General features: G+C 71.5%; 20 protein-coding genes. 5 read left to right on the forward strand and 15 right to left on the reverse strand.

Annotation, left to right across the window (positions count from 1 at the left end):
* The first annotated feature begins 172 nt into the window (after positions 1-172).
* Positions 173-526: a cytidine/deoxycytidylate deaminase family protein gene (locus tag ADL12_RS47635; protein ID WP_062715379.1), complete on the forward strand. Its 354-nt coding sequence runs from the start codon at positions 173-175 to the stop codon at positions 524-526.
* A 135-nt stretch (positions 527-661) separates the two neighbouring features.
* On the opposite strand, the gene ADL12_RS47640 is transcribed toward ADL12_RS47635, so the two are convergent.
* Positions 662-1051 carry a nuclear transport factor 2 family protein gene (locus tag ADL12_RS47640; RefSeq protein WP_062715380.1) on the reverse strand — a complete coding sequence of 130 codons (390 nt, stop codon included), beginning with the start codon at positions 1049-1051 and terminating at the stop codon, positions 662-664.
* Positions 1052-1163: 112 nt separating this feature from the next.
* Between ADL12_RS47640 and ADL12_RS47645 the strand changes: the two genes are divergently transcribed.
* Positions 1164-1964: a VOC family protein gene (locus tag ADL12_RS47645; protein ID WP_062715382.1), complete on the forward strand. Its 801-nt coding sequence runs from the start codon at positions 1164-1166 to the stop codon at positions 1962-1964.
* A 6-nt stretch (positions 1965-1970) separates the two neighbouring features.
* Here ADL12_RS47645 and ADL12_RS47650 read toward each other — a convergent pair whose 3' ends face one another.
* From ADL12_RS47650 to ADL12_RS47660, 3 genes are all read right to left on the reverse strand, one after another.
* Positions 1971-3128, reverse strand: a complete 1158-nt coding sequence (locus ADL12_RS47650) for a carbohydrate kinase family protein (RefSeq protein ID WP_062715385.1) — start codon at positions 3126-3128, stop codon at positions 1971-1973.
* Between the two features lie 156 nt (positions 3129-3284).
* A complete protein-coding gene (locus ADL12_RS47655) occupies positions 3285-4574 on the reverse strand; it encodes a glucarate dehydratase family protein (protein WP_062715387.1) in 1290 nt (429 codons plus the stop codon).
* Complete coding sequence (locus ADL12_RS47660) at positions 4571-5542, reverse strand: 5-dehydro-4-deoxyglucarate dehydratase (protein WP_208614773.1); 972 nt, start codon at positions 5540-5542, stop codon at positions 4571-4573. Before ADL12_RS47660 ends, ADL12_RS47655 begins: the two co-directional genes overlap by 4 nt.
* A 137-nt stretch (positions 5543-5679) precedes the next feature.
* On the opposite strand from ADL12_RS47660, the gene ADL12_RS47665 reads away from it, so the two are divergent.
* Positions 5680-6462, forward strand: a complete 783-nt coding sequence (locus ADL12_RS47665; RefSeq protein ID WP_062715389.1) for an IclR family transcriptional regulator — start codon at positions 5680-5682, stop codon at positions 6460-6462.
* Between the two features lie 113 nt (positions 6463-6575).
* Here ADL12_RS47665 and ADL12_RS47670 read toward each other — a convergent pair whose 3' ends face one another.
* The 10 genes from ADL12_RS47670 to hrcA form a co-directional block, all read right to left on the reverse strand.
* Entirely contained in the window at positions 6576-7568 is a 993-nt protein-coding gene (locus ADL12_RS47670; RefSeq protein ID WP_062715391.1) for an adenosine deaminase, read from the reverse strand.
* A gap of 20 nt (positions 7569-7588) precedes the next feature.
* Complete coding sequence (locus ADL12_RS47675) at positions 7589-8494, reverse strand: ribonuclease Z (RefSeq protein ID WP_062715393.1); 906 nt, start codon at positions 8492-8494, stop codon at positions 7589-7591.
* 22 nt (positions 8495-8516) lie between these two features.
* On the reverse strand, positions 8517-8870 hold the full coding sequence (locus tag ADL12_RS47680) for a histidine triad nucleotide-binding protein (protein ID WP_062715395.1): 354 nt from the start codon (positions 8868-8870) through the stop codon (positions 8517-8519).
* A 122-nt stretch (positions 8871-8992) separates the two neighbouring features.
* A complete protein-coding gene (locus ADL12_RS47685; RefSeq protein WP_062715397.1) occupies positions 8993-12202 on the reverse strand; it encodes a S41 family peptidase in 3210 nt (1069 codons plus the stop codon).
* 74 nt (positions 12203-12276) lie between these two features.
* Complete coding sequence (locus ADL12_RS47690; protein ID WP_062715428.1) at positions 12277-12837, reverse strand: hypothetical protein; 561 nt, start codon at positions 12835-12837, stop codon at positions 12277-12279.
* Positions 12838-12927: 90 nt separating this feature from the next.
* The gene (locus ADL12_RS47695; protein WP_062715399.1) at positions 12928-13320 is read right to left on the reverse strand and encodes a VOC family protein; all 393 of its coding nucleotides are present in this window, start codon (positions 13318-13320) and stop codon (positions 12928-12930) included.
* A gap of 20 nt (positions 13321-13340) precedes the next feature.
* A complete protein-coding gene (locus ADL12_RS47700) occupies positions 13341-14096 on the reverse strand; it encodes a 16S rRNA (uracil(1498)-N(3))-methyltransferase (protein ID WP_062715402.1) in 756 nt (251 codons plus the stop codon).
* Positions 14093-15178: a nitronate monooxygenase gene (locus tag ADL12_RS47705; RefSeq protein ID WP_062715404.1), complete on the reverse strand. Its 1086-nt coding sequence runs from the start codon at positions 15176-15178 to the stop codon at positions 14093-14095. The genes ADL12_RS47700 and ADL12_RS47705 overlap by 4 nt, the downstream gene beginning before the upstream one ends.
* A 79-nt stretch (positions 15179-15257) precedes the next feature.
* Entirely contained in the window at positions 15258-16394 is a 1137-nt protein-coding gene (gene dnaJ, locus ADL12_RS47710) for a molecular chaperone DnaJ (RefSeq protein ID WP_062715406.1), read from the reverse strand.
* Positions 16395-17411: a heat-inducible transcriptional repressor HrcA gene (gene hrcA / locus ADL12_RS47715; protein ID WP_062715430.1), complete on the reverse strand. Its 1017-nt coding sequence runs from the start codon at positions 17409-17411 to the stop codon at positions 16395-16397.
* Between the two features lie 160 nt (positions 17412-17571).
* On the opposite strand from hrcA, the gene ADL12_RS47720 reads away from it, so the two are divergent.
* The gene (locus ADL12_RS47720) at positions 17572-18306 is read left to right on the forward strand and encodes an MBL fold metallo-hydrolase (RefSeq protein ID WP_062715408.1); all 735 of its coding nucleotides are present in this window, start codon (positions 17572-17574) and stop codon (positions 18304-18306) included.
* Positions 18307-18348: 42 nt separating this feature from the next.
* Complete coding sequence (locus ADL12_RS47725) at positions 18349-19170, forward strand: DUF3097 domain-containing protein (protein WP_062715410.1); 822 nt, start codon at positions 18349-18351, stop codon at positions 19168-19170.
* Here ADL12_RS47725 and ADL12_RS47730 read toward each other — a convergent pair.
* On the reverse strand, positions 19142-19726 hold the full coding sequence (locus ADL12_RS47730; RefSeq protein ID WP_062715412.1) for a Uma2 family endonuclease: 585 nt from the start codon (positions 19724-19726) through the stop codon (positions 19142-19144). The genes ADL12_RS47725 and ADL12_RS47730 overlap by 29 nt on opposite strands.
* Between the last annotated feature and the right edge of the window lie 73 nt (positions 19727-19799).

Below are 19799 nucleotides of genomic sequence, written 5' to 3' on the forward strand. Positions count from 1 at the left end.
AGGACCGGCCGCAAGGGTCACGCATTCGATGCGAGAACTTCCGTTCCCCCGCCACTCCGCGCGGGAGCCGCGGTGCTCACTCATGCACGCCGGCACGCCCAAGCGCTGTCAACCGGCAGCAGCTCCCCACCCCGTGGCCGGGTAGGGGGGCGGCGCTTCGTATGCTCAGGTCATGACCGACAACAGCGCGCTTGACCCCGAGGACCGCAAGATCGTCACCCTGGCCCGTTCCGCTCGGGCCCGCAACGGTGTGCCCGAGGGGGCGGCCGTACGGGACGAGACGGGCCGTACGTATGTCGCCGGGACCGTGGCCCTGGACTCCCTGAAGCTGAGCGCGCTGCGCACGGCGGTGGCGATGGCGGTGGCGTCGGGGGCGACGTCGCTGGAGGCGGCGGCGGTGGTGACGGAGGCGGAGTCGCCGTCGGCGGAGGACCGGGCGGCTGTGCGGGATCTCGGGGGGCCGGGGACGCCGGTGTTGGTGGCGGGCCCGGACGGGGCGGTGCGTTCTACCGTGTCGGCGGGCTGAGGTCAGAGGCGCCCGCGGCGGAGCCGCTGAATGGATGCAGCCGCCTCCGCCGCCCCTACCCGTCCCATCCTTGAAGGGGGCGCTGCCCCTCAGACCCCGCTCCTCAAATGCCGGAGGGGCTGGAATACCCGAGGTTCAGGCTCGCGCAGCCGCCGTGATGTGGCTCAGTACGCAGCGCCAGCCCTCGTCCCGCCGTACGAAGACGTCGGTCGTCCACTCGTCGGCGTCGAAGCGCTCGCCCTTGTAGTGGGCGGTGTTCGTGATGCGTGCCGTCACGACGGCCGAGTCGCCGTGCATGCGGATCCTGGGCTCGTCGACGAGTCGGAACGACGAGTGGGTCAGCTCGCCGGACTCTACGAACGACAGAAACTGTTCCCTGGTGGAGATGCCCGACTCGGAGACGATGACCCAGTCCTCGGCCATGAAGTCGGCGATCCGGGCGGGGTCGTTGGAAACCATAGCCGCCGCCCAGTCGTGGGCGACGGTGGCGAGGGCCTGTCGGTCGTGAGGCGCATCGTCGCTCATGGCCGGATCGTAACCAGAGCCGACTGACACGGCACCCTGTCGCGCCACGACGGGCGATTGTCAGTGCCGGATGTCACGCTGAGGTCATAGAGGATCTGCGAAGGGAATCGTCATGATCACCACTGACCTCACTCCCGGCTCCCCCTGTTGGCTCGACCTCGGCGCTCCCGACGTCCGCGGCGCCGCGGCCTTCTACGGCGCGGTGCTCGGCTGGGAGTACGAGTCCATGGGCGAGGCGGAGGACTTCGAAGGCGGGATGTTCAAGAAGGACGGCAAGACCGTCGCCGGGCTCGGCAAGCTCACCGAGGAGGGGGCACGCTCGGCCTGGATGATCTACTTCACCGTCGACGACGCGGACGCCACGACCCAGGCCGTCGAGCGCGCGGGCGGCACGGTGCGGGTGGCGCCGAGGGACCTGGACGACTGGGGCCGGATGGCGCAGTACAACGACCCGCTGGGCGGCCAGTTCGCCGTCTGGCAGCCGGGAAAGAACTCCGGCTTCGAACTGGCGGACAAGCCGGGCTCGCTGTCGTGGACCGAGCTGTACACGAGCGACGCCGCGGGCGCGAAGGAGTTCTACGGCGGTGTCTTCGGCTGGCAGTTCAGCGACATGGCGCTGCCGGGCGGCGGGGGCGCGTACACGCTCATCACCCCGGCCGGGCTGCCCGAGGAGCGCATGCAGGGCGGCCTCATGGAGCTTCCCGCGGAGAACCTCGCGCTGACGAACGGACGGCCGTACTGGCACCCGGTGTTCAACGTCACCGACTGCGACGCCGCGGTCGCCAAGGTCACCGAGAACGGCGGCAGTGTGCAGATGGGGCCGGAGGACGCGGAGGGCGTCGGCCGCCTGGCCGTCTGCGTGGACCCGTCGAACGCGGACTTCGTGGTGCTGACGCCGACCACCCCCAGCTGAGACCCCTCAAGCCGACCGGCGGAACCCGATCGTCGGCACCGCCCGCCGCAGCGGCCACGGTCTCCCCTGTTCCTCCGGCACCAGGTCCGCCAGGAACGCGTACCGGCGCAGGGCCTCGGGGTCCTGCCGGTCGAGGGACTGGACCTTGCGCCACCAGGCGCCGATCTCGGCCCAGCCGGGGGCCGAGAGGGAGCCGCCGAACTCCTGGACCGAGAGGGCGGCCGTGAGGCCGGCGAGGGCGAGGCGGTCGGCCAGCGGCCAGTCGGCCAGGGTGCCGGTGACGAAGCCGGCCACGAAGACGTCGCCGGCGCCCGTCGGGTCGAGGGCCTCGACGGCGATCGCGGGCACCACGGCCGTCTCCCCGGTCCGGCCGTCCACCGCGTACGCGCCCTCCGCGCCGAGGGTGACCACCGCGACCGGGACGTACTCGGTGAGTGCGTGGGCCGCCTCGCGCGGGCAGTCGGTGCCCGTGTACCGCATGGCCTCCTGAGCGTTCGGCAGGAAGGCCTCACAGTGCTCCAGGTCGGCCAGCCCCGCCAGGTCCCACGCCCCCGTGTCGTCCCAGCCGACGTCGGCGAAGATACGGGTGCCCTTGCTCGCGGCCTGCGCGATCCAGGGGGCCCGCTTGCCCGGTTCGAGGGAGGCGACCGCGGCACGCGCGCGGGGCGGGCAGTCCGGCGCCGGCTCCTCCGGGGGCGGTTCGTGGCCGTGGGAGACCATCGTGCGCTCCCCCTCGTATGCCATCGAGACCGTCACCGGGGAGTGCCAGTCCGGCACCGTGCGCGACGGCGAGAGGTCGATGCCCTCGCCGTGCTCCAGCGCGTCCCAGCAGTACTCGCCGTAGTGGTCGTCGCCGAAGGCCGCCGCGAGCGACGTCTTCAGGCCGAGGCGGGCCAGGGCCGTCGCCATGTTCGCCACGCCGCCGGGGCTCGACCCCATCCCGCGCGCCCACGACTCGGTGCCACGCACCGGGGCGGAGTCGAGGCCGGTGAAGATGATGTCGAGGAAGACCGTGCCCGTGAGATACACGTCCCAAGGCGGGTCGGCGGGCGTGCGCAGGCCGGCGAGGGGGTCGACCTGGCTGCGGCGGTACGGCTTCCCTGCCCTGGACGACGGCCCCTGGGGCGAGGCTCCCTTTCCGTTGGGCGCGGTGGGCGTGGTCACGGTGCGCTCCCTGACGTGGTGCTGATCTGGCCAGTGTGCACCACGCCACTGACAACGCCACTGGATCACCGACAACACACCCCAACACCCCACCGCCACCGCGATCTCGCCCGGGCCTCCGGTGGACGCCCTCACCGGGCGGTCGGCGAGGCGCTACTACCAGCGAGGCACCGACGGCGTGACCCAGCCGGGGTCGGCGACCCGCATGGCGGCCGCGTCGTCGCGGTCCCTCAGCGAGCCGCCGTCATCCAGCCACCGCCGGTGCAGCTCCGCCAGCCTCTCGCGGTCGACCTCGACACCGAGGCCGGGCGCGTCGGACACGACGACCTTGCCGTCCTCGAAGGTGAGGCGCTCGGTGAGGACGTCCTCGGACTGCCAGGGGTAGTGCGAGTCGCAGGCGTGGTGCAGGTTCGGGACGGTCGACGCCACGTGGGTCATCGCGGCCAGCGAGATGCCCAGGTGGGTGTTGGAGTGCATGGACACCCCGACGCCGAAGGTGCGGCAGATCGCCGCCAGCTGCTGGGTGTTGCGCAGTCCGCCCCAGTAGTGGTGGTCGGAGAGGACGACCTGCACGGCGTCCTTGGTGAACGCCTCCTTGATCTCCGCGAACGTCGTCACGCACATGTTGGTCGCCAGCGGCACCCCGGTCCGCGCGGCGACCTCGGCCATGGCGGCCGTTCCGAGGGTCGGGTCCTCCAGGTACTCCAGGACCTCCCCGAGTTCCTGCGCCACCTTCAGCGAGGCCTCCACGGACCAGGCGCCGTTGGGGTCGAGGCGCAGGGGGTGCCCGGGGAAGGCCTCCGCAAGGGCCCGTACGGCAGCGATCTCCTCGTCCGGCGGGAAGACGCCGCCCTTGAGCTTGAAGGAGGTGAACCCGTACCGCTCGGTGAACTTCCGCACCTGCTCCACGACTCCGGCCGGGTCGACGGCGGCACCCCAGTCGTCCTTCTCGGCCGCGACGCCCGCCGGATGGCCGGCCCACTTGTAGAAGAGGTACGCGCTGTACTCGACCGCGTCCCGCACCTTGCCGCCGAGCAGTGTGTGCACGGGCAGCCCGAGCGCCTTGCCGAGCGCGTCGAGGCAGGCCACCTCGAAGCCGGAGACGACGGACAGCCGCAGCTTGTCGGCGGTCTGGACGCCGCGCAGCCCGCCGACGTCGACCTGCCCCGACACCCGGGACTGATCGACGGCCACTTCCTCCGCGACGACGAACAGCCCGTTGAGATCGCCGACTTGACGGCCGATCAGCTTCTCCGCGAACGGCCGGGCGAGCTCCAGGTACTTGGTGTCGCCGTACGTCTCACCGACCCCGGTGATCCCGTCGGCCGTCACGACCTCCACGATCAGGCGAGGCGTGTACGGCTGATGCACCCCCTGGGTGTTCAGCAGCGGCGGGTCGGCGACCAGGATCGGCGTCAGGCGGACATCGGTGATCGTGAGGTTCACAGGGCGGCTCCTACGAGGTCGAGTCCGGCGGCGAGGAGGGTGCGCAGGTCGGCCAGGTCGGCGGCCGACGGGTCGGTGAGCGGGGCGCGTACGGGGCCGACCGGGCGGCCTCGCAGCCGGGCCGCCGCCTTCACCAGGGACACGGCGTATCCGGGCACCCGGTCGCGGAGTTCGACGAGCGGGACGTAGAAGTCGCGCAGCAGCTTGTCGACCGTGCCGTGGTCGCCGTTCTGGAGGGCGGTGAAGAAGGCGTTCGCGAGCTCGGGGGCGAAGGCGTGGACGGCGGAGGAGTAGGCGGGGACGCCGACGGCGGCGTAGGCGCGGGCCTGGATCTCGGCGGTGGCGGCCCCGTTGAAGAAGAGGAAGCCCTCGGGGGCGGCGAGGGTGAGGCGCTGGAGACGGTCGAGGTCGCTGTGGCCGTCCTTGAGGCCGATGACGTTCCGAATGCCGGCGATGCGCTTCAACGACTCGGCGGTGAAGGCGACTTGACCGCGCTGGTAGGCGATGAGCGGGAGTCGGGTGCGGGCCGCGAGCTGCTCCAGCTGGGCGACGAGGCCGTCCTGCGGGGCGGCGACGAGGTAGTGCGGCAGGACGAGGAGGGCGTCGGCGCCTGCCTCCTCGGCGATGCGCGCGAACCGGGCCGCCTGCGCCCAGCCGTAGCCGACCCCGGCGACGACGGGCACGCGCCCGCCCGCTTCCTCGACTGCGACCGAGACGACGACGCGGTACTCGTCCTCGTCCAGCGAGAAGAACTCGCCGGTGCCGCAGGCCGGGAAGACGGCGCCGGGGCCGGTGGCGATCTGGGCGGCGACGTGGGCGCGGAAGCCGTCCGGGTCCAGCGAGCCGTCCTCGTGGAAGCTCGTGAGCGGGAACGACAGCACTCCTTGCGCCATGCCGTCCCTCAAGCGCCGGGTGGTGTCCGTGTCGATGCCGATGCTCGTGTCCGTGTCGAGGCTCGCCCTCGCCATATCCCCATCCCCCATCTTCATCTTCCCATGTAGACGTCATCCACGTATGAAAATGGAGATTAGATACGCGAACCGCGACCGTCAATGGCACGGTCGATCCCATTCGCTCCGATTGCCGCTCCGATTACCATCGCCCCATGTCAGAGACAGGCGGCGTCCGCGAGGTGAAGTCCGCGGCGCGGACGGTCGAGTTGCTGGAACTCCTCGCCGCGCGCGGCGACCGCCCCGCACGCCTGCAGGAGCTGGCGGACGAGCTGGAGGTGCCGCGCAGCTCCATGTACGCGCTGCTGCAGACCCTGATCTCCCGCGGCTGGGTCCGCACCGACGTCACCGGCTCGCTCTACGGCATCGGCATCCACGCCCTGCTCACCGGCACCAGCTACCTCGACTCCGACCCGCGCGTGCGCGTCGTCCGCCCGTATCTGGACGAGGCGTCGGAGGCGCTGGGCGAGACGATCCACATGGGGCGGCTGGACGGCCGGGACGTGGCGTATCTGGCGACGCGCGAGTCGCACGAATACCTGCGGACGATCAGCCGGGTGGGCCGCCGCCTCCCGGCGCACGCGGGAGCCCTGGGCAAGGCGCTGCTCGCCGAACGCCCCGACGGCGACCTCCCCGAGGGCCCGTACGAGTCCCTCACCGCCAACACCCACACCACCCGGGACGCACTCGCCGCCGACCTCACCGAGGTACGGGCGCGCGGCTACTCGGTCGACCGCGAGGAGGGCGTCCTCGGCATCATCGGCTTCGGCTTCGCCCTGCGCTACGACTCCCCGGCCCAGGACGCGATCAGCTGCTCGGTGCCGGTGGCCCGGTTGTCGGCGGGGCATGAGGAGCGGATCGTCGCGGTGATGCGGGAGATCAGGGTGAAGATCGAGGCGACGGTTCCCGGCGGGGGCGGGTCGGTGCACTGGCGGTAACCCGGCACTTGGCGCTGCTGAGCACCTGCGAGGTTCCTGGGGAGGTGGATGCGGCCCACACCTCGCAGCGCTGCCCGCGCTGCGGGCACACCGAGAAGGCCAACCGGCCTGGACTACCCGAACTCGTACGCCTCCACCTCGGCCAGATACTGCCCCCGCAGCTCCTCGTCGTCCTCCAGGAAGGAGGCGAGGAACGAGTTGCGGGCGAGCTCCCGGAGCCGTTCGTCGGTCAGGCCGAGGGTCTGGCGTACGGCGTCGAAGTTGTCGCCGGCGTACCCGCCGAAGTAGGCCGGGTCGTCGGAGTTGACCGTGCACATCAGCCCGGCGTCGAGCATGGCGGGCAGGGGGTGCTCGGCGAGGACGTCGACGGTCCGCAGCCGTACGTTCGACAAGGGACACAGCGTCAGCGGCACCCGCTCCCGCACCAGCCGCTCGACCAGCGCCGGGTCCTCCATGCACCGCAGCCCGTGGTCGACGCGCTCGACGCCGAGGACGTCGAGGGCCTCGGTGATGTAGGCGGGCGGCCCCTCCTCGCCCGCGTGCGCGACGCGCCGCAGGCCGAGGGCGGCGGCGGCCTCGTACACCTCGCGGAACTTCACCGGCGGGTGGCCGACCTCGGCCGAGTCGAGGCCGACGCCGGTGATCCGGTCGAGATACGGCTCGGCGGCCCGCAGCGTCTCCATGGCCGACTCGGCGGAGTCGTCGCGCAGGAAGCACATGATGAGCCGGGTGGAGACGCCGTGGTTCGCCTCGCTGCTCCCCAGCGCCCGCCACAGCCCCTCGACGACCGTCCCCAGCTCAAGCCCCCGCTTGGTGTGCGCCTGCGGGTCGAAGAAGATCTCCGCGTGCCGCACGCCCTGCGCGGCGGCGCGGGCGAGGTAGGCGTTCGCGAGGTCCTCGAAGTCCCGCTCGGTGCGCAGGACGGCCATGAGCTCGTAGTACAGGTTCAAGAAGGACTGGAGGTCCTCGAACTGATAGGCCTTGCGGAGCTCTTCGGTATCGGCGTACGGCAGCTCGACACGGTTGCGGTCGGCCAGTTCGAAGGCGAGCTCGGGTTCGAGGGTGCCTTCGATGTGGAGGTGCAGTTCTGCTTTCGGGACGGACATCAAAGCATCGTACGGCCGTCTTACCGCCGTTTCGGCAGCGGCACCCGCAGCAGGTCGTGTGCGACCGTCAACTCCCCGTCGAAGCCGGCGGCCCGTGCCTGCCGCTCGAACTCGTCCGGCTCGGTGTAGCGCTGGCTGAAGTGGGTGAGCACGAGATGCCGTACGCCGCAGTCGAGCGCGACACGAGCGGCCTGACCGGCGGTCAGATGGCCGTGCTCCACGGCGAGTTCGACGTCCTCGTCGAGGAAGGTGGACTCGATGACGAGCATGTCGCAGCCGTCGGCGAGGGTGTACACCCCGTCGCACAGCCGGGTGTCCATGACGAACGCGAACCGCTGTCCGCGCCGGACCTCGCTGACGTCCCTGAGGGAGACGCCACCGAGCACCCCTTCCCGCTGCAGGCGCCCGACGTCCGGCCCCTTGATGCCGTGCGTGGCGAGCCGTTCGGGCAGCATGCGGCGCCCGTCGGGCTCGACGAGGCGGTAGCCGTACGACTCGACGGGGTGCGACAGCCGGGCCGTCTCCAGCCGGTAGCCACCGGTTTCGGAGATGACGCCGTCGGCGCTGACCGGGGCCTGTGTGAGGTCGACGGTCTCGCGGTAGGCGGTGGCGTAGCGCAGCCGGTCGAAGAAGCGCTGACCGGAGCGCGGGTAATGGGCGGTGACGGGGTGCGGGACCTTGTCGAGGTTGATCCGCTGGATGACGCCGGCGAGGCCGAGCGAGTGGTCCCCGTGGAAGTGGGTGACGCAGATCCGGTTCAGGTCGTGCGCCGCGACTCCGGCACGCAGCATCTGCCGCTGTGTGCCCTCGCCGGGATCGAAGAGGATCCCCTCCCCGTCCCAGCGCAACAGATACCCGTTGTGGTTCCGGTGACGGGTCGGCACCTGGCTCGCTGTCCCGAGGACAACCAATTCACGTACGGACACGGTGACTTCGGCTTACCTCGACCTATCCGGGGGGCCACTGCATGCCGCGGCCGCCGAGGATGTGGGCGTGGGCGTGCCAGACGGTCTGGCCGGCGCCGGCGCCGGTGTTGAAGACGATGCGGTAGCTCTCCAGCTTGTCCTCGTCGGCGACGGCCTTGGCCTCGCGCAGGACGTCCGCGGCGAGGGTGGGTTCGGCGGTGGCGAGGGCGGCGGCGTCCCGGTAGTGGGCCTTCGGGATGACCAGGACGTGGGTGGGCGCCTGGGGGTTGATGTCCCGGAACGCGACGGTCGTGTCCGTCTCCCGCACGATCGTCGCCGGGACGTGGCCCTCGGCGATCTTGCAGAACAGACAGTCGGCCTGCGGCTCCCCAGCCATTTTCCCTCCGGGGGTTGGGCGGCGTGGTTTACGGGGGGCATCGTATCGTCGTCGGGTGCGGGTGATCGTGGGCTGGTCGCGCGCACGCGGCGGAGCCGCATATCGATACAGCCCCGCGCCCCTTAGGTGGGCAAGGTCGGCGGCGTTTTAGCCGGATGTTCCTCCAGCCCAGCCAACGCGATGCGGATCGCCTCGTCCAATTGTGCGTCCCGCCCTGCCACCCAGTCCTGCGGGCGTTGGAGTACTTCCACGTCCGGGTCGACGCCGTGGTTCTCCAGGTTCCAGCCGTAGCCCTCCAGCCAGATGGCGTACTTCGGCTGGGTGATGAGGGTGCCGTCGACCAGCTGGTACCGGCTGTCGATCCCGATGACGCCGCCCCACGTCCGGGTCCCCACCACCGGTCCCAGGCCCAAGGCCTTGATCACCGCGTTGACGATGTCTCCGTCGGAGCCGGAGAACTCGTTCGCCACCGCCACCACGGGGCCGCGCGGTGCGTCCACCGGGTAGCTGTACGGGCGCATTCCGCGCGGCACCTCCCAGCCGACGATCCGGCGTGCCAGCTTCTCCACGACCAGTTGTGAGGTGTGCCCGCCGCCGTTCTCCCGGATGTCCACGACGAGGCCCTCCCGGGCCACCTCGACGCGCAGGTCGCGGTGGATCTGGGCCCAGCCCGGTGCCTGCATGTCGGGTACGTGGAGGTAGCCGAGCCGGCCGCCGGACTTGTCGTGGACGTAGGCTCGCCGGTCCGCCACCCAGGCGTGGTACCGGAGTGGCTCTTCGTCGGCGATCGGGATGACGACCGCATGGCGTACGTCCCCGCCTCCGGCCGGCGAGATCGTCAGCTCCACCGCCTTGCCCGCCGTACCGACGAGCAGGGGCCCGGGCCCCGTCACCGGGTCCACCGGCACCCCGGCCACCGCCACGATCGCGTCCCCGGCCCGCACCGCGACCCCGGGCGCGGCCAGCGGTGCCCGCGCCTCGGGGTCGGAGGTCTCGGACGGCAGGATGCGGTCGATACGCCAACTGCCGTCCGGGTGGCGGGAGATGTCGGCGCCGAGCAGGCCCTGGCGGGCCCCGCCGCCGTACCCGCCGCGCGGTGCGACGTACGCGTGCGAGGTGCCGAGCTCGCCCTGCACCTCCCACAGCAGGTCCATCAGGTCGTCGTGGGTCGCCACCCGGTCGACGAGCGGGCGGTAGCGGTCCAGCACCCCGGTCCAGTCCACGCCGTTCATGTCCGGCCGCCAGAAGTGGTCCCGCATGATGCGGCCGGTCTCCTCGAACATCTGCCGCCACTCCGCCGACGGGTCGACCCGCTGCCGTACGCGTGTCAGGTCCACGGTGATGTTCGAGTCGCTGTCGTCGTCGCCGGAGGCCCGCCGGTCGCTGGGGACGACCTTGAGCCGGCCGTCGGCCCACAGCAGCAGCCGCTTGCCGTCGCCGCTGACCTCGAAGTGGTCGGCGTCGTCGGCGAGATGCTCCACGCGCCGCTGGAGAAGGTCGTAGCGCTCCATCTCGGTCTTGGGCTCGGGGTCGTCGGGCGTCGCCCGGGAGGCGCCGAGCGCGCCCCGCACGGGATGCCGTAGCCACAGCACGCCGTCCTTCGCGGCCCGCAGGTTGGTGTAGCGGGCGGCCTCGACCGGGAACGGCACGATCCGGTCGGCGAGCCCCTCGAGGTCGATGCGTGTGGTCGGGGTGCCCTCGCTGTCGGGCGTCTCGTCCTTGTCGGGCGCGTCGAAGGGGCGGCCGTGCCGCTGCGGGCCGAAGGGGGACGGGGTCGTGGCCGCCAGGGTGATCAGGTGAGGGCGGGAGCCGACCACGAAGGCGAGGTCGAAGACGTGCTCGTCGTAGACGGGGTCGAAGGCCCGGGTCGACAGGAAGACCAGGTGCTTGCCGTCCTGTGTGAACGCCGGCGCGTAGTCCTGGAAGCGCAGCGGGGTCGCCTCCGAGACCGACAGGTCGGTGGTGTTGGCGAGCTTGAGCTGGCTCAGCGGGCGCGGGCCGGGGTGCGACCAGGCGAGCCAGGCCGAGTCGGGCGAGAAGACCAGCCCGGACACGTCCCCGTCCTCGCTGCGGTCGACCTCGCGCACCTCGCCGGTCTCCCGCTCGACGAGCAGCAGGCGTCCGTCGTGCGCGGCGACCGCCGCCCGGCTCCCGTCGGGCGCCATGGCGAGCTCCAGGACGCGGCCCAGCTGCCCGGCGCCGAGCCTGCGCGGTGTGGCACCCGGGGCGAGCCCGGTCGCCGGTGCGAACTCCAGGGCGTCGTCGCCCTCCGCGTCCGTCACCCACACCACCCACTCCTCGCCCTCCGCCCGGAAGGTGCGCGGCAGCCGGGCCCGCATGCCGGGCTCGGCGGCGAGCGCACGGGCGGGACCGGAGCGGTGGGTGACCCAGTGCACGGCGCCCCGGACGGCGACCGCGCTGCCGCGCGCGGTGTGGTCGGGCGCCGCCTCCCCGAACGAGCGGGCGGCGTTCAGCGGGTACGGCTGCCGGTCGGTGCGCTGCCCGCCGAGCCGGATGTCGAGCGGGCGCGGCTCGGACCCGTCGAGGTCGTCCAGGAGCCACAGTTGCCCGGCACAGGCGTAGACGACACGGGTGCCGTCGCTCGCGGCGTGCCGGGCGTAGAAGCTGTCGACCGGCGTGTGGCGGCGCAGATCGGCCCCGTCGGCGAGGGACGAGTACACCGCCCCCACCCCCTCGTGGTCGGAGAGGAACGCAACCCTCTCCCCCACCCACACGGGGTACTCGATGTTCCCGTCCAGTTCCTCATGCAGCCGTACGAAGTCCCCGTCGCCCGCACGGTCGATCCACAACTTGCCCGCCGTACCGCCCCGGTAGCGCTTCCACCGCGCCGCCTCCAGCCCCATCGGCGCGGACGCGAGCACGAGCTGTGGCCCGTACACGACATCGGCGACGGGGCCGTACGGCAGCGTGGTGGCCGGTCCGCCGTCGAGCGGGACCGTGTGGGCCCAGGTGCGGCGGCTGCCCGCCTGGCCCTGGGCGCTGATCGCGAGGACCTCGCCGTCGGGGGTCCAGCCGCGTACCCGGGTCTGCCGACTGCCCCAGTGGGTGAGGCGTTTCGAGGCGCCGCCGTCGACCGGCGCGATGTGCACCTCGGGGGCGCCGTCGCGGGTGGACGTCCAGGCGACGGTCGTGCCGTCGGGCGAGATGCGCGGCAGGGTGACCGGCACGTTGTCGGCGCTGACCCGCCAGGCGCGACCGCCGTCGAGAGGAGCGAGCCATACATCGTCCTCGGCGGTGAAGGAGACCAGGTCGCCGTGCAGATGCGGATACCGGAGATACGAAGACGATCCGGACGTCGCGGACTGAGTCACCCGATCACCATAAGCAGGGGCGGCGTCCGGGGACAGGCCTTTGGATCACTTGCCCGACTCCCGCCGCGGCGCGGTCACTTGCCCTCCGGCCAGCAGTTCGGGTGCTCCTTGCAGTAGACGGTCTTGGTGACGGTGACCGTGACGGTGGGCCCCGGCTGCTGCCCGCCGCCCGGATTGACGGGCGAGGGCGTGGCATCGCAGTTGCCCAGCCCGTTCACGTGGAACCACTCCTTGCCGCCGACCTTGGCGACGAGGTCACCGCGCACGCAGGAGCCGCTGACGGCCCGGGTGATCCTGCCGGTGACGGTGATGTCCTTGCCGTCCTTGGTCTCGCCCTCGCAGTCGACCTTGACCACGGTGTTCTCCCTCGCCGTCGGCGCGGCGGAACCGCCCTTGCCGCCCTCGTACGAGCCGGTGCAGTTGAGCCACTGCACGTCGGCCTTCTGCCGCTCCAGCTCCGCGGTCACCGTCTGGTCGGTCGTGAACGCCACGGTCGCACTGCTCAGCCCGCCCGGATCACAGGCGACCATCCCGCCGACGGCAACCACGGCGAGACCCGCCACACCCGCCACCCGTGCCACACGCGTGCGCTCCGTACGACCGGCGCGACCCCAAACCCTCCTGAACGCCCCCATGGAGGGCAGCCTGCCACTGTCCCCGCCGACGCGGTAGGGCACATACGGCCACTCCCTGCTCGCGCACGGCACCATCGAGTACTGCTGTCCTCAGCCGCGCAGCAGCAGCCACTCCTGCAGCTCCACCAGGTTCCCCTCCGGGTCCTTGAGGTGGGCGACGCGCATGCGGTCGGTCATCGGGGCGGGGCCGTGCAGGAGGGTCGCGCCGCGTGCGGAGATCCGCTCGCAGCAGGCGTCCAGGTCGTCCACCCGCAGCACCACCAGGGAGCGGTGCCCGTTGGCGGTGTCACCCAGTTCGCCCAGGACCTCGGCCATCATCGCCCGGTCCTGAAGGGCGATGCCCGCCGAGCCGACGGCGGGGCTGAACTTCTCGTACGGCCCGTTCGTCGCGCCCGACTGCGGCTTGAGGCCGAGGACGTCGGCGTAGAACCGGTAGCAGGCGGCGAAGTCGCTGACCAGCAGCCGTACTTGGGCGAGTTCCAAGGCGGACGTCCCTCCGGGTGTCAGGGCCGGGACCAGCGGCCGGTGCGGCCGAGGAGCAGTGCCGTCGCCGCGGTTCCGGCGGTGGAGGTGCGCAGGACGGTACGGCCCAGACGGTACGTCTTGGCGCCCGCCTCCTCGAAGAGGGCCAACTCCTCGGGGGACACGCCGCCTTCGGGTCCGACGACGAGCATGATCTCGCCCTCGGCGGGCAGTTCGGCCGTCGCGAGCGGCTCGCTGCCGTAGTCGCGTTCCTCGTGCAGTACGGCGGCGAAGTCGGCCTTGGCGAGAAGTGCCGCGACCTGCTTGGTCGTGGCCAGGTCCGCGACCTGGGGGAAGCGCACCCGGCGCGACTGCTTGCCGGCCTCGCGGGCGGTGGCCCGCCACTTGCCGAGGGCCTTCGCGCCCCGCTCGCCCTTCCACTGCGTGATGCACCGGGCGGCCGCCCAGGGCACGATCGCGTCGACGCCGGTCTCGGTCATGGTCTCGACGGCCAGCTCACCGCGGTCGCCCTTGGGAAGGGCCTGGACGACGGTGATACGAGGCTGCTCCGCGGGCTCCTCGGCCACCGCACCGAGCTGCAGCACCAGCCGGTCCTTGCCCTCGGTGTCGACCACCTCGCCCTCGGCCCAGCGGCCGTCGCCGTCCGTGAGGACGACGGGCTCCCCCGGCCGCAGCCGCTTGACGGAGACGGCATGCCGGCCCTCGGGCCCGTCGAGGACGTACCGCTCCCCGCCGCCGGCCGGGAGGTGCTCGACCACGAACACAGGAGCGGTCATCGGCTCGCACCGCCCTTGGGCAGAGCCGACAACGCTGTCGCCGCGCTTTCGAGCTCCGCGGCCAGCACCTCCACCAGCTGCCCGGCGGGCAGTTCACGCGCCATCCGGTGCCCCTGCCCGGCCCACAGCGCCATGCCCTGCGCGTCACCGGACGCGGCGGCCTTCTTGCGCAGGGGCGAGGTGAGGTGGTGGACCTCGGGGTAGGCGGCGGGGGCGTACGGCCCGTGCTCGCGCAGGAAGCGGTTGACGAGGCCGCGGGCGGGCCGCCCGGAGAAGGCGCGCGTCAACTCGGTCCGTACGAACAGGGGGTTGGTCAGCGCCTGCTTGTGCAGGGCGTTGGCGCCGGACTCCGGGGTGGCGAGGAAGGCGGTCCCAAGCTGGGCGGCACTGGCGCCGGCGGCGAGCGCGGCGGCGATCTGGCTGCCGCGCATGATGCCTCCGGCGGCGACGATGGGCAGGCTCACGGTCTCACGGACCTGCGCGACGAGCGACAGCAGCCCGATGCCGGTGCCGTCGGTCTCGGGGTTGTCGCGATGGGTGCCCTGGTGGCCGCCGGCCTCGATCCCCTGCACGATCACGGCGTCCGCGCCGGCCCGCTGCACGGCGAGGGCCTCGTCCGGGGTGGTGGCGGTGACGAGGGTGAAGGTGCCGGCGCGCCGAAGCGACTCCAGCACCTCACTCGTGGGCGCACCGAAGTGGAAGGAGACGACGGGCACGGGATTGTCGAGCAGCACGGCGAGCTTGGCGTCGTACCCGTCGTCCCGCCCGCTGTCCGGGTCCCCCAGCTCGATCTCGTACCAGGCGGCCTCACCCGCGAGCTGATGGGCGTAGACCTCCACGGCCGCGGAGTCGGCGTACTCGGGCTGCGGCATGAACAGATTGACCCCGAAGGGCCGCCCGGTCAGCCCCCGCAGCTGCTTGATCTCCTGGTACATCCCGTCGGCGGTTTTGTACCCGGCGGCGAGAAACCCCAGCCCACCGGCCTCGGACACGGCAGCGGCGAGCTGCGGCACGGAGACGCCGCCTGCCATGGGGGCCTGCACGATCGGAAGCGGGAAGAGATCGGTCAGTGCGGAGGACATGACGGCATGTTGTCACGTCCCCCGAACAAGTCCGAATCGGCCCTTCCCCTTGGCAGGGACCAACGTTTTCCCCAGGGGTTCAGCGACCGTTGAACGCATCCTTCAGCCGCGAGAACAACCCCTGCTGCCCCGGCTGGAACTGCCCCTGCGGCCGCTCCTCGCCCCGCAGCTTGGCCAGCTCGCGCAGCAGTCGCTCCTGTTCGGGGTCCAGCTTGGTCGGGGTCTGCACCTCGACGTGGACGATCAGGTCGCCGCGTCCGCCGCCGCGCAGATGGGTCACGCCACGCCCGTGCAGCGGAATCGACTGACCGGACTGGGTACCCGGCCGGATGTCGACCTCCTCGAGACCGTCCAGCGTCTCCAGCGGCACCTTCGTGCCGAGAGATGCCGCGGTCATCGGAATCGTCACCGTGCAGTGCAGGTCGTCGCCGCGCCGCTGGAACATCGCGTGCGGCAGCTCGTGGATCTCGACGTACAGGTCACCGGCGGGACCGCCGCCCGGGCCGACCTCGCCCTCACCGGCGAGCTGGATCCGCGTGCCGTTGTCGACACCGGCCGGGATCTTGACGGTCAGGGTCCGACGGGACCGTACGCGCCCGTCGCCGGCGCACTCCGGGCACGGCGTCGGGACGACGGTGCCGAAGCCCTGGCACTGCGGGCAGGGCCGGGACGTCATGACCTGGCCCAGGAAGGACCGCGTCACCTGCGACACCTCGCCGCGGCCGCGGCACATGTCACACGTCTGGGCGGAGGTGCCGGGGGCGGCCCCCTCACCGTTACAGGTGTTGCAGACGACGGCCGTGTCGACCTGGATGTCCTTCGTCGTGCCGAAGGCCGCCTCGTCGAGCTCGACCTCCAGCCGGATCATCGCGTCCTGGCCCCGCCGCGTACGCGAGCGCGGGCCGCGCTGGGACGCAGTACCGAAGAAGGCGTCCATGATGTCCGAGAAGTTACCGAAGCCGCCCGCGCCGAAGCCGCCGGCTCCCGCGCCGCCCGCCTGGGACAGCGGGTCGCCGCCGAGGTCGTAGACCTGCTTCTTCTGCGGGTCCGACAGCACCTCGTAAGCGGCGTTGATCTCCTTGAACCGCTCCTGGGTCTTCGGATCCGGATTGACGTCCGGGTGCAGCTCGCGCGCGAGCCGCCGGAAGGCCTTCTTGATCTCTTCCTGCGACGCGTCGCGACGCACGCCGAGAACGGCGTAGTAGTCCGTGGCCACTTACGACTCCGCCAGGATCTGTCCGACGTACCGTGCCACTGCGCGTACCGCTCCCATCGTTCCCGGGTAATCCATGCGGGTCGGTCCGACCACGCCGAGCTTGGCGACTGCCTCGCCGCCCGAACCGTAGCCGACCGACACGACGGACGTGGAGTTGAGTCCCTCATAGGCGTTCTCGTGCCCGATGCGCACGGTCATGCCCGAATCCCCCGCCTCGCCAAGGAGTTTGAGGAGCACGACGTGCTCCTCGAGGGCCTCCAGGACGGGCCGGATGGTGAGGGGGAAGTCATGTCCGAAGCGGGTGAGATTGGCGGTGCCGCCGATCATCAGCCGCTCTTCGTTCTCCTCGACGAGCGTCTCCAGGAGGGTGGAGAGCACGGCCGAGACAGTGCCGCGGTCCTCCAGGTCGAAGGCCTCGGGAAGGTCCTCGACGAGCGTCGGCACATCGCTGAAGCGCCGCCCCGCGACCCGGCTGTTGAGCCGCGCGCGCAGATCCGCGAGCGACGCCTCACCGAAGGGTGCGGGACAGTCGACCATCCGCTGCTCGACCCGCCCGGTGTCCGTGATCAGCACGAGCATCACACGCGCGGGCGCGAGCGACAGCAGCTCGACGTGCCGGACGGTGGACCGGGTCAGCGACGGGTACTGCACGACGGCGACCTGCCGGGTGAGCTGCGCGAGCAGCCGCACGGTCCGGGCCACGACATCATCAAGGTCTACGGCGCCGTCGAGGAAGTTCTGGATCGCGCGCCGCTCCGGCGGGCTCATCGGCTTGACGCCGGCGAGCTTGTCGACGAACAGCCGGTAGCCCTTGTCGGTCGGGATCCGTCCGGCGCTGGTGTGCGGCTGGGCGATGAAGCCCTCGTCCTCCAGGGCCGCCATGTCGTTGCGCACGGTCGCCGGGGAGACGCCGAGGTTGTGCCGCTCGGTGAGCGCCTTGGAGCCCACCGGCTCCTCGGTCCCGACATAGTCCTGGACGATGGCGCGCAACACCTGAAGCCTGCGTTCACTCAGCATCTCGCGCACACCTCCAGTTTCGTCCCCTTGGCGCCTTGCCTGGCACTCTGTCCGCCCGAGTGCCAGCCGTCCCCGGCCAGTGTACGGCGGTGGGGTACACCCCGGGCAAGGCCGGTCCAGCACCGCCGTGCCGGACGGTGGTGTCGATTAGCGTCGCCGTATGACGGTGACTTGGGAAGAGCTGGGGTGGGAGCGGCTGGCAGCCGGGGTGGGGCGGTGCCGGCTTCCGGGCTGGGACTGCACGGCGGGGCTGGTCGTCGGGGAGGGCGGCGCGCTGATCGTCGACGCCGGGTCGAGCCTCGCGGAGGGCGTGCGGCTGCGGACGCAGGCGCAGTGGCTCGCGGGTCACCGTGTGACTCATCTCGCGCTGACGCATCCCCACTTCGACCATGTCTTCGGGGCGGCGGCGTTCGCGGGCGCGCAGGTGTACGGGGCGGTGGGCCTGGACACGGTGTTCGCGCACGAGCGGGCGGAACTACGCGCGGACGCCATGCGCAACGGCCTGGACCAGGACGCGGCGGACGAGGCGATCGACGCCCTGGTCCGCCCGCACCACCAGGTGAGCGGCGAGTGGACCCTCGACCTGGACGCCGACCGCCAGGTCCTCCTGGCGAATGTGGGCCCGGCCCACACGGCCCACGACCTGGTCGTGCTCGTGCCGGGCGGGCCCGGCTCTCCCGAGGTGGTCTTCTGCGGCGACCTGGTGGAGGAGTCCGGCGAACCCCAGGCCGGCCCCGACGCCGTACCGTCGCACTGGCCGGCGGCCCTGGACCGCCTGCTGGACCTGGGCGGCGAGGACGCGCTGTACGTGCCCGGTCACGGAGCGGTGGTGGACGCGGCGTTCGTCCGGCGCCAGCGCGACGCCCTCGCGGCCCGCTTCGGCGTGTCGCGTTGATCTGCGCTCCCTGACGGCCGGGCTTCTCCTATCGTCACTCGAATGCGCCAGTACTCACCCGACCTGACTCCCCCCTGGAAGAAGCCCAAGCCGGTCCCCGAGGTGCCGGCGGAACCGGGCCTGGTGGTCGAGGAGCCGGGTACGGGATTCTGCGGCGCGGTGATCCGCTGCGAGGCGGGCACGGTGACGCTGGAGGACCGCTTCGGCAAGCACCGGGTGTTTCCGCTGGAGCCGCGGGGGTTCCTGCTGGAGGGCAAGGTGGTGACCCTCGTCCGGCCGTCGTCGTCCGCTCCGGTACGTCCCACCCGTACGGCCTCCGGTTCGGTCGCCGTCCCGCAGGCACGCGCACGCGTGGCCCGCGCCGGCCGAATCTATGTCGAGGGCCGGCACGACGCCGAACTGGTCGAGAAGGTGTGGGGCGACGACCTGCGCATCGAGGGCGTGGTGGTGGAGTACCTGGAGGGCGTCGACGACCTGCCGTCGATCGTGGCCGACTTCGCGCCGGGGCCGGATGCGCGGCTGGGGGTTCTCGTCGACCACCTGGTGCCGGGCACGAAGGAGTGGCGCATCGCCGAGGCCGTGACCAGTGAGCATGCCCTGGTCGTGGGCCACCCGTACATCGACATCTGGGAGGCGGTGAAGCCGTCGTCCCTGGGGATCGCGGGGTGGCCGCGGGTGCCGCGCGGGCAGGACTGGAAGACGGGGGTGTGCCGGGCGCTGGGGTGGCCGTCGGAGAACACCGGAGCGGTGTGGCAGGCGATTCTGGGGCGGGTGGGGTCTTACAAAGACCTGGAGCCGGAGTTGTTGGGGCGGGTGGAGGAGCTGATCGACTTCGTCACGGCAGCGGATAGCGGTGGGGCTTGACGTCGGGCAACGTCCCGAACGCGCTGGTGTCCAGTTCAACCCCCAGGGCGTCAATCATCAGCGTCTCACCGAACTTCCTCTTCACCTGCCCCTTGTAGTCCGCCCTCTCCCCCTCGCCTTCGGGCCGCGTCAGCAGGACGCACTGCGCCATGATCGGATCGACGATGAGGTAGACGGGGATACCGCCTGCGGCATAGATCGATCGTTTGACGCTGTAGTCCCGCTCCACGCTGGTCTTGGAGACCACCTCGACGACCATCGTGACAAGGCCGGCCGGGAGAAGGCGGCCCGAGGCAGGCAGGATCTCGGGCGCAACCACAACGAGATCCGGAACAGGCTCGCTGGCTTCGTCGACGATGTCGACGTCCTGGGTCTGCATGCGCGCCCAATGCCTGCGCGGGACCTGGTCCTGCACATCACTCACGATCAGGTTGTGCACCAGATCAGGGCTGGCCATCATGACGATTTCCCCCCGCAGAAGCTCCACTTTGAGTCCGTCGGGCGGCTCAAAACCCTCGAAGAACTCTGCGACTGCACGTTCGTCCACAGCGGTCATCTCCGTGGCCTCCACATTCGCCGCCTACTGTTGGCGGCAGCCTACGAACCAGGTTAGGGGCCGAACCGTCGTT

Origin of the sequence: Streptomyces regalis (assembly GCF_001509475.1) — a bacterium.
Taxonomy (GTDB): Bacteria; Actinomycetota; Actinomycetes; order Streptomycetales; family Streptomycetaceae; genus Streptomyces; species Streptomyces regalis.

Coding starts and splice junctions, on each gene's coding strand:
- ADL12_RS47635 (WP_062715379.1), top strand. CDS start 173: ATGACCGACAACAGCGCGCTTGACCCCGAGGACCGCAAGATCGTCACC.
- ADL12_RS47640 (WP_062715380.1), bottom strand. CDS start 1,051: ATGAGCGACGATGCGCCTCACGACCGACAGGCCCTCGCCACCGTCGCC.
- ADL12_RS47645 (WP_062715382.1), top strand. CDS start 1,164: ATGATCACCACTGACCTCACTCCCGGCTCCCCCTGTTGGCTCGACCTC.
- ADL12_RS47660 (WP_208614773.1), bottom strand. CDS start 5,542: ATGGCGAGGGCGAGCCTCGACACGGACACGAGCATCGGCATCGACACG.
- ADL12_RS47665 (WP_062715389.1), top strand. CDS start 5,680: ATGTCAGAGACAGGCGGCGTCCGCGAGGTGAAGTCCGCGGCGCGGACG.
- ADL12_RS47670 (WP_062715391.1), bottom strand. CDS start 7,568: ATGTCCGTCCCGAAAGCAGAACTGCACCTCCACATCGAAGGCACCCTC.
- ADL12_RS47680 (WP_062715395.1), bottom strand. CDS start 8,870: ATGGCTGGGGAGCCGCAGGCCGACTGTCTGTTCTGCAAGATCGCCGAG.
- ADL12_RS47690 (WP_062715428.1), bottom strand. CDS start 12,837: ATGGGGGCGTTCAGGAGGGTTTGGGGTCGCGCCGGTCGTACGGAGCGC.
- ADL12_RS47700 (WP_062715402.1), bottom strand. CDS start 14,096: ATGACCGCTCCTGTGTTCGTGGTCGAGCACCTCCCGGCCGGCGGCGGG.
- ADL12_RS47705 (WP_062715404.1), bottom strand. CDS start 15,178: ATGTCCTCCGCACTGACCGATCTCTTCCCGCTTCCGATCGTGCAGGCC.
- hrcA (WP_062715430.1), bottom strand. CDS start 17,411: ATGCTGAGTGAACGCAGGCTTCAGGTGTTGCGCGCCATCGTCCAGGAC.
- ADL12_RS47720 (WP_062715408.1), top strand. CDS start 17,572: ATGACGGTGACTTGGGAAGAGCTGGGGTGGGAGCGGCTGGCAGCCGGG.
- ADL12_RS47725 (WP_062715410.1), top strand. CDS start 18,349: ATGCGCCAGTACTCACCCGACCTGACTCCCCCCTGGAAGAAGCCCAAG.
- ADL12_RS47730 (WP_062715412.1), bottom strand. CDS start 19,726: ATGACCGCTGTGGACGAACGTGCAGTCGCAGAGTTCTTCGAGGGTTTT.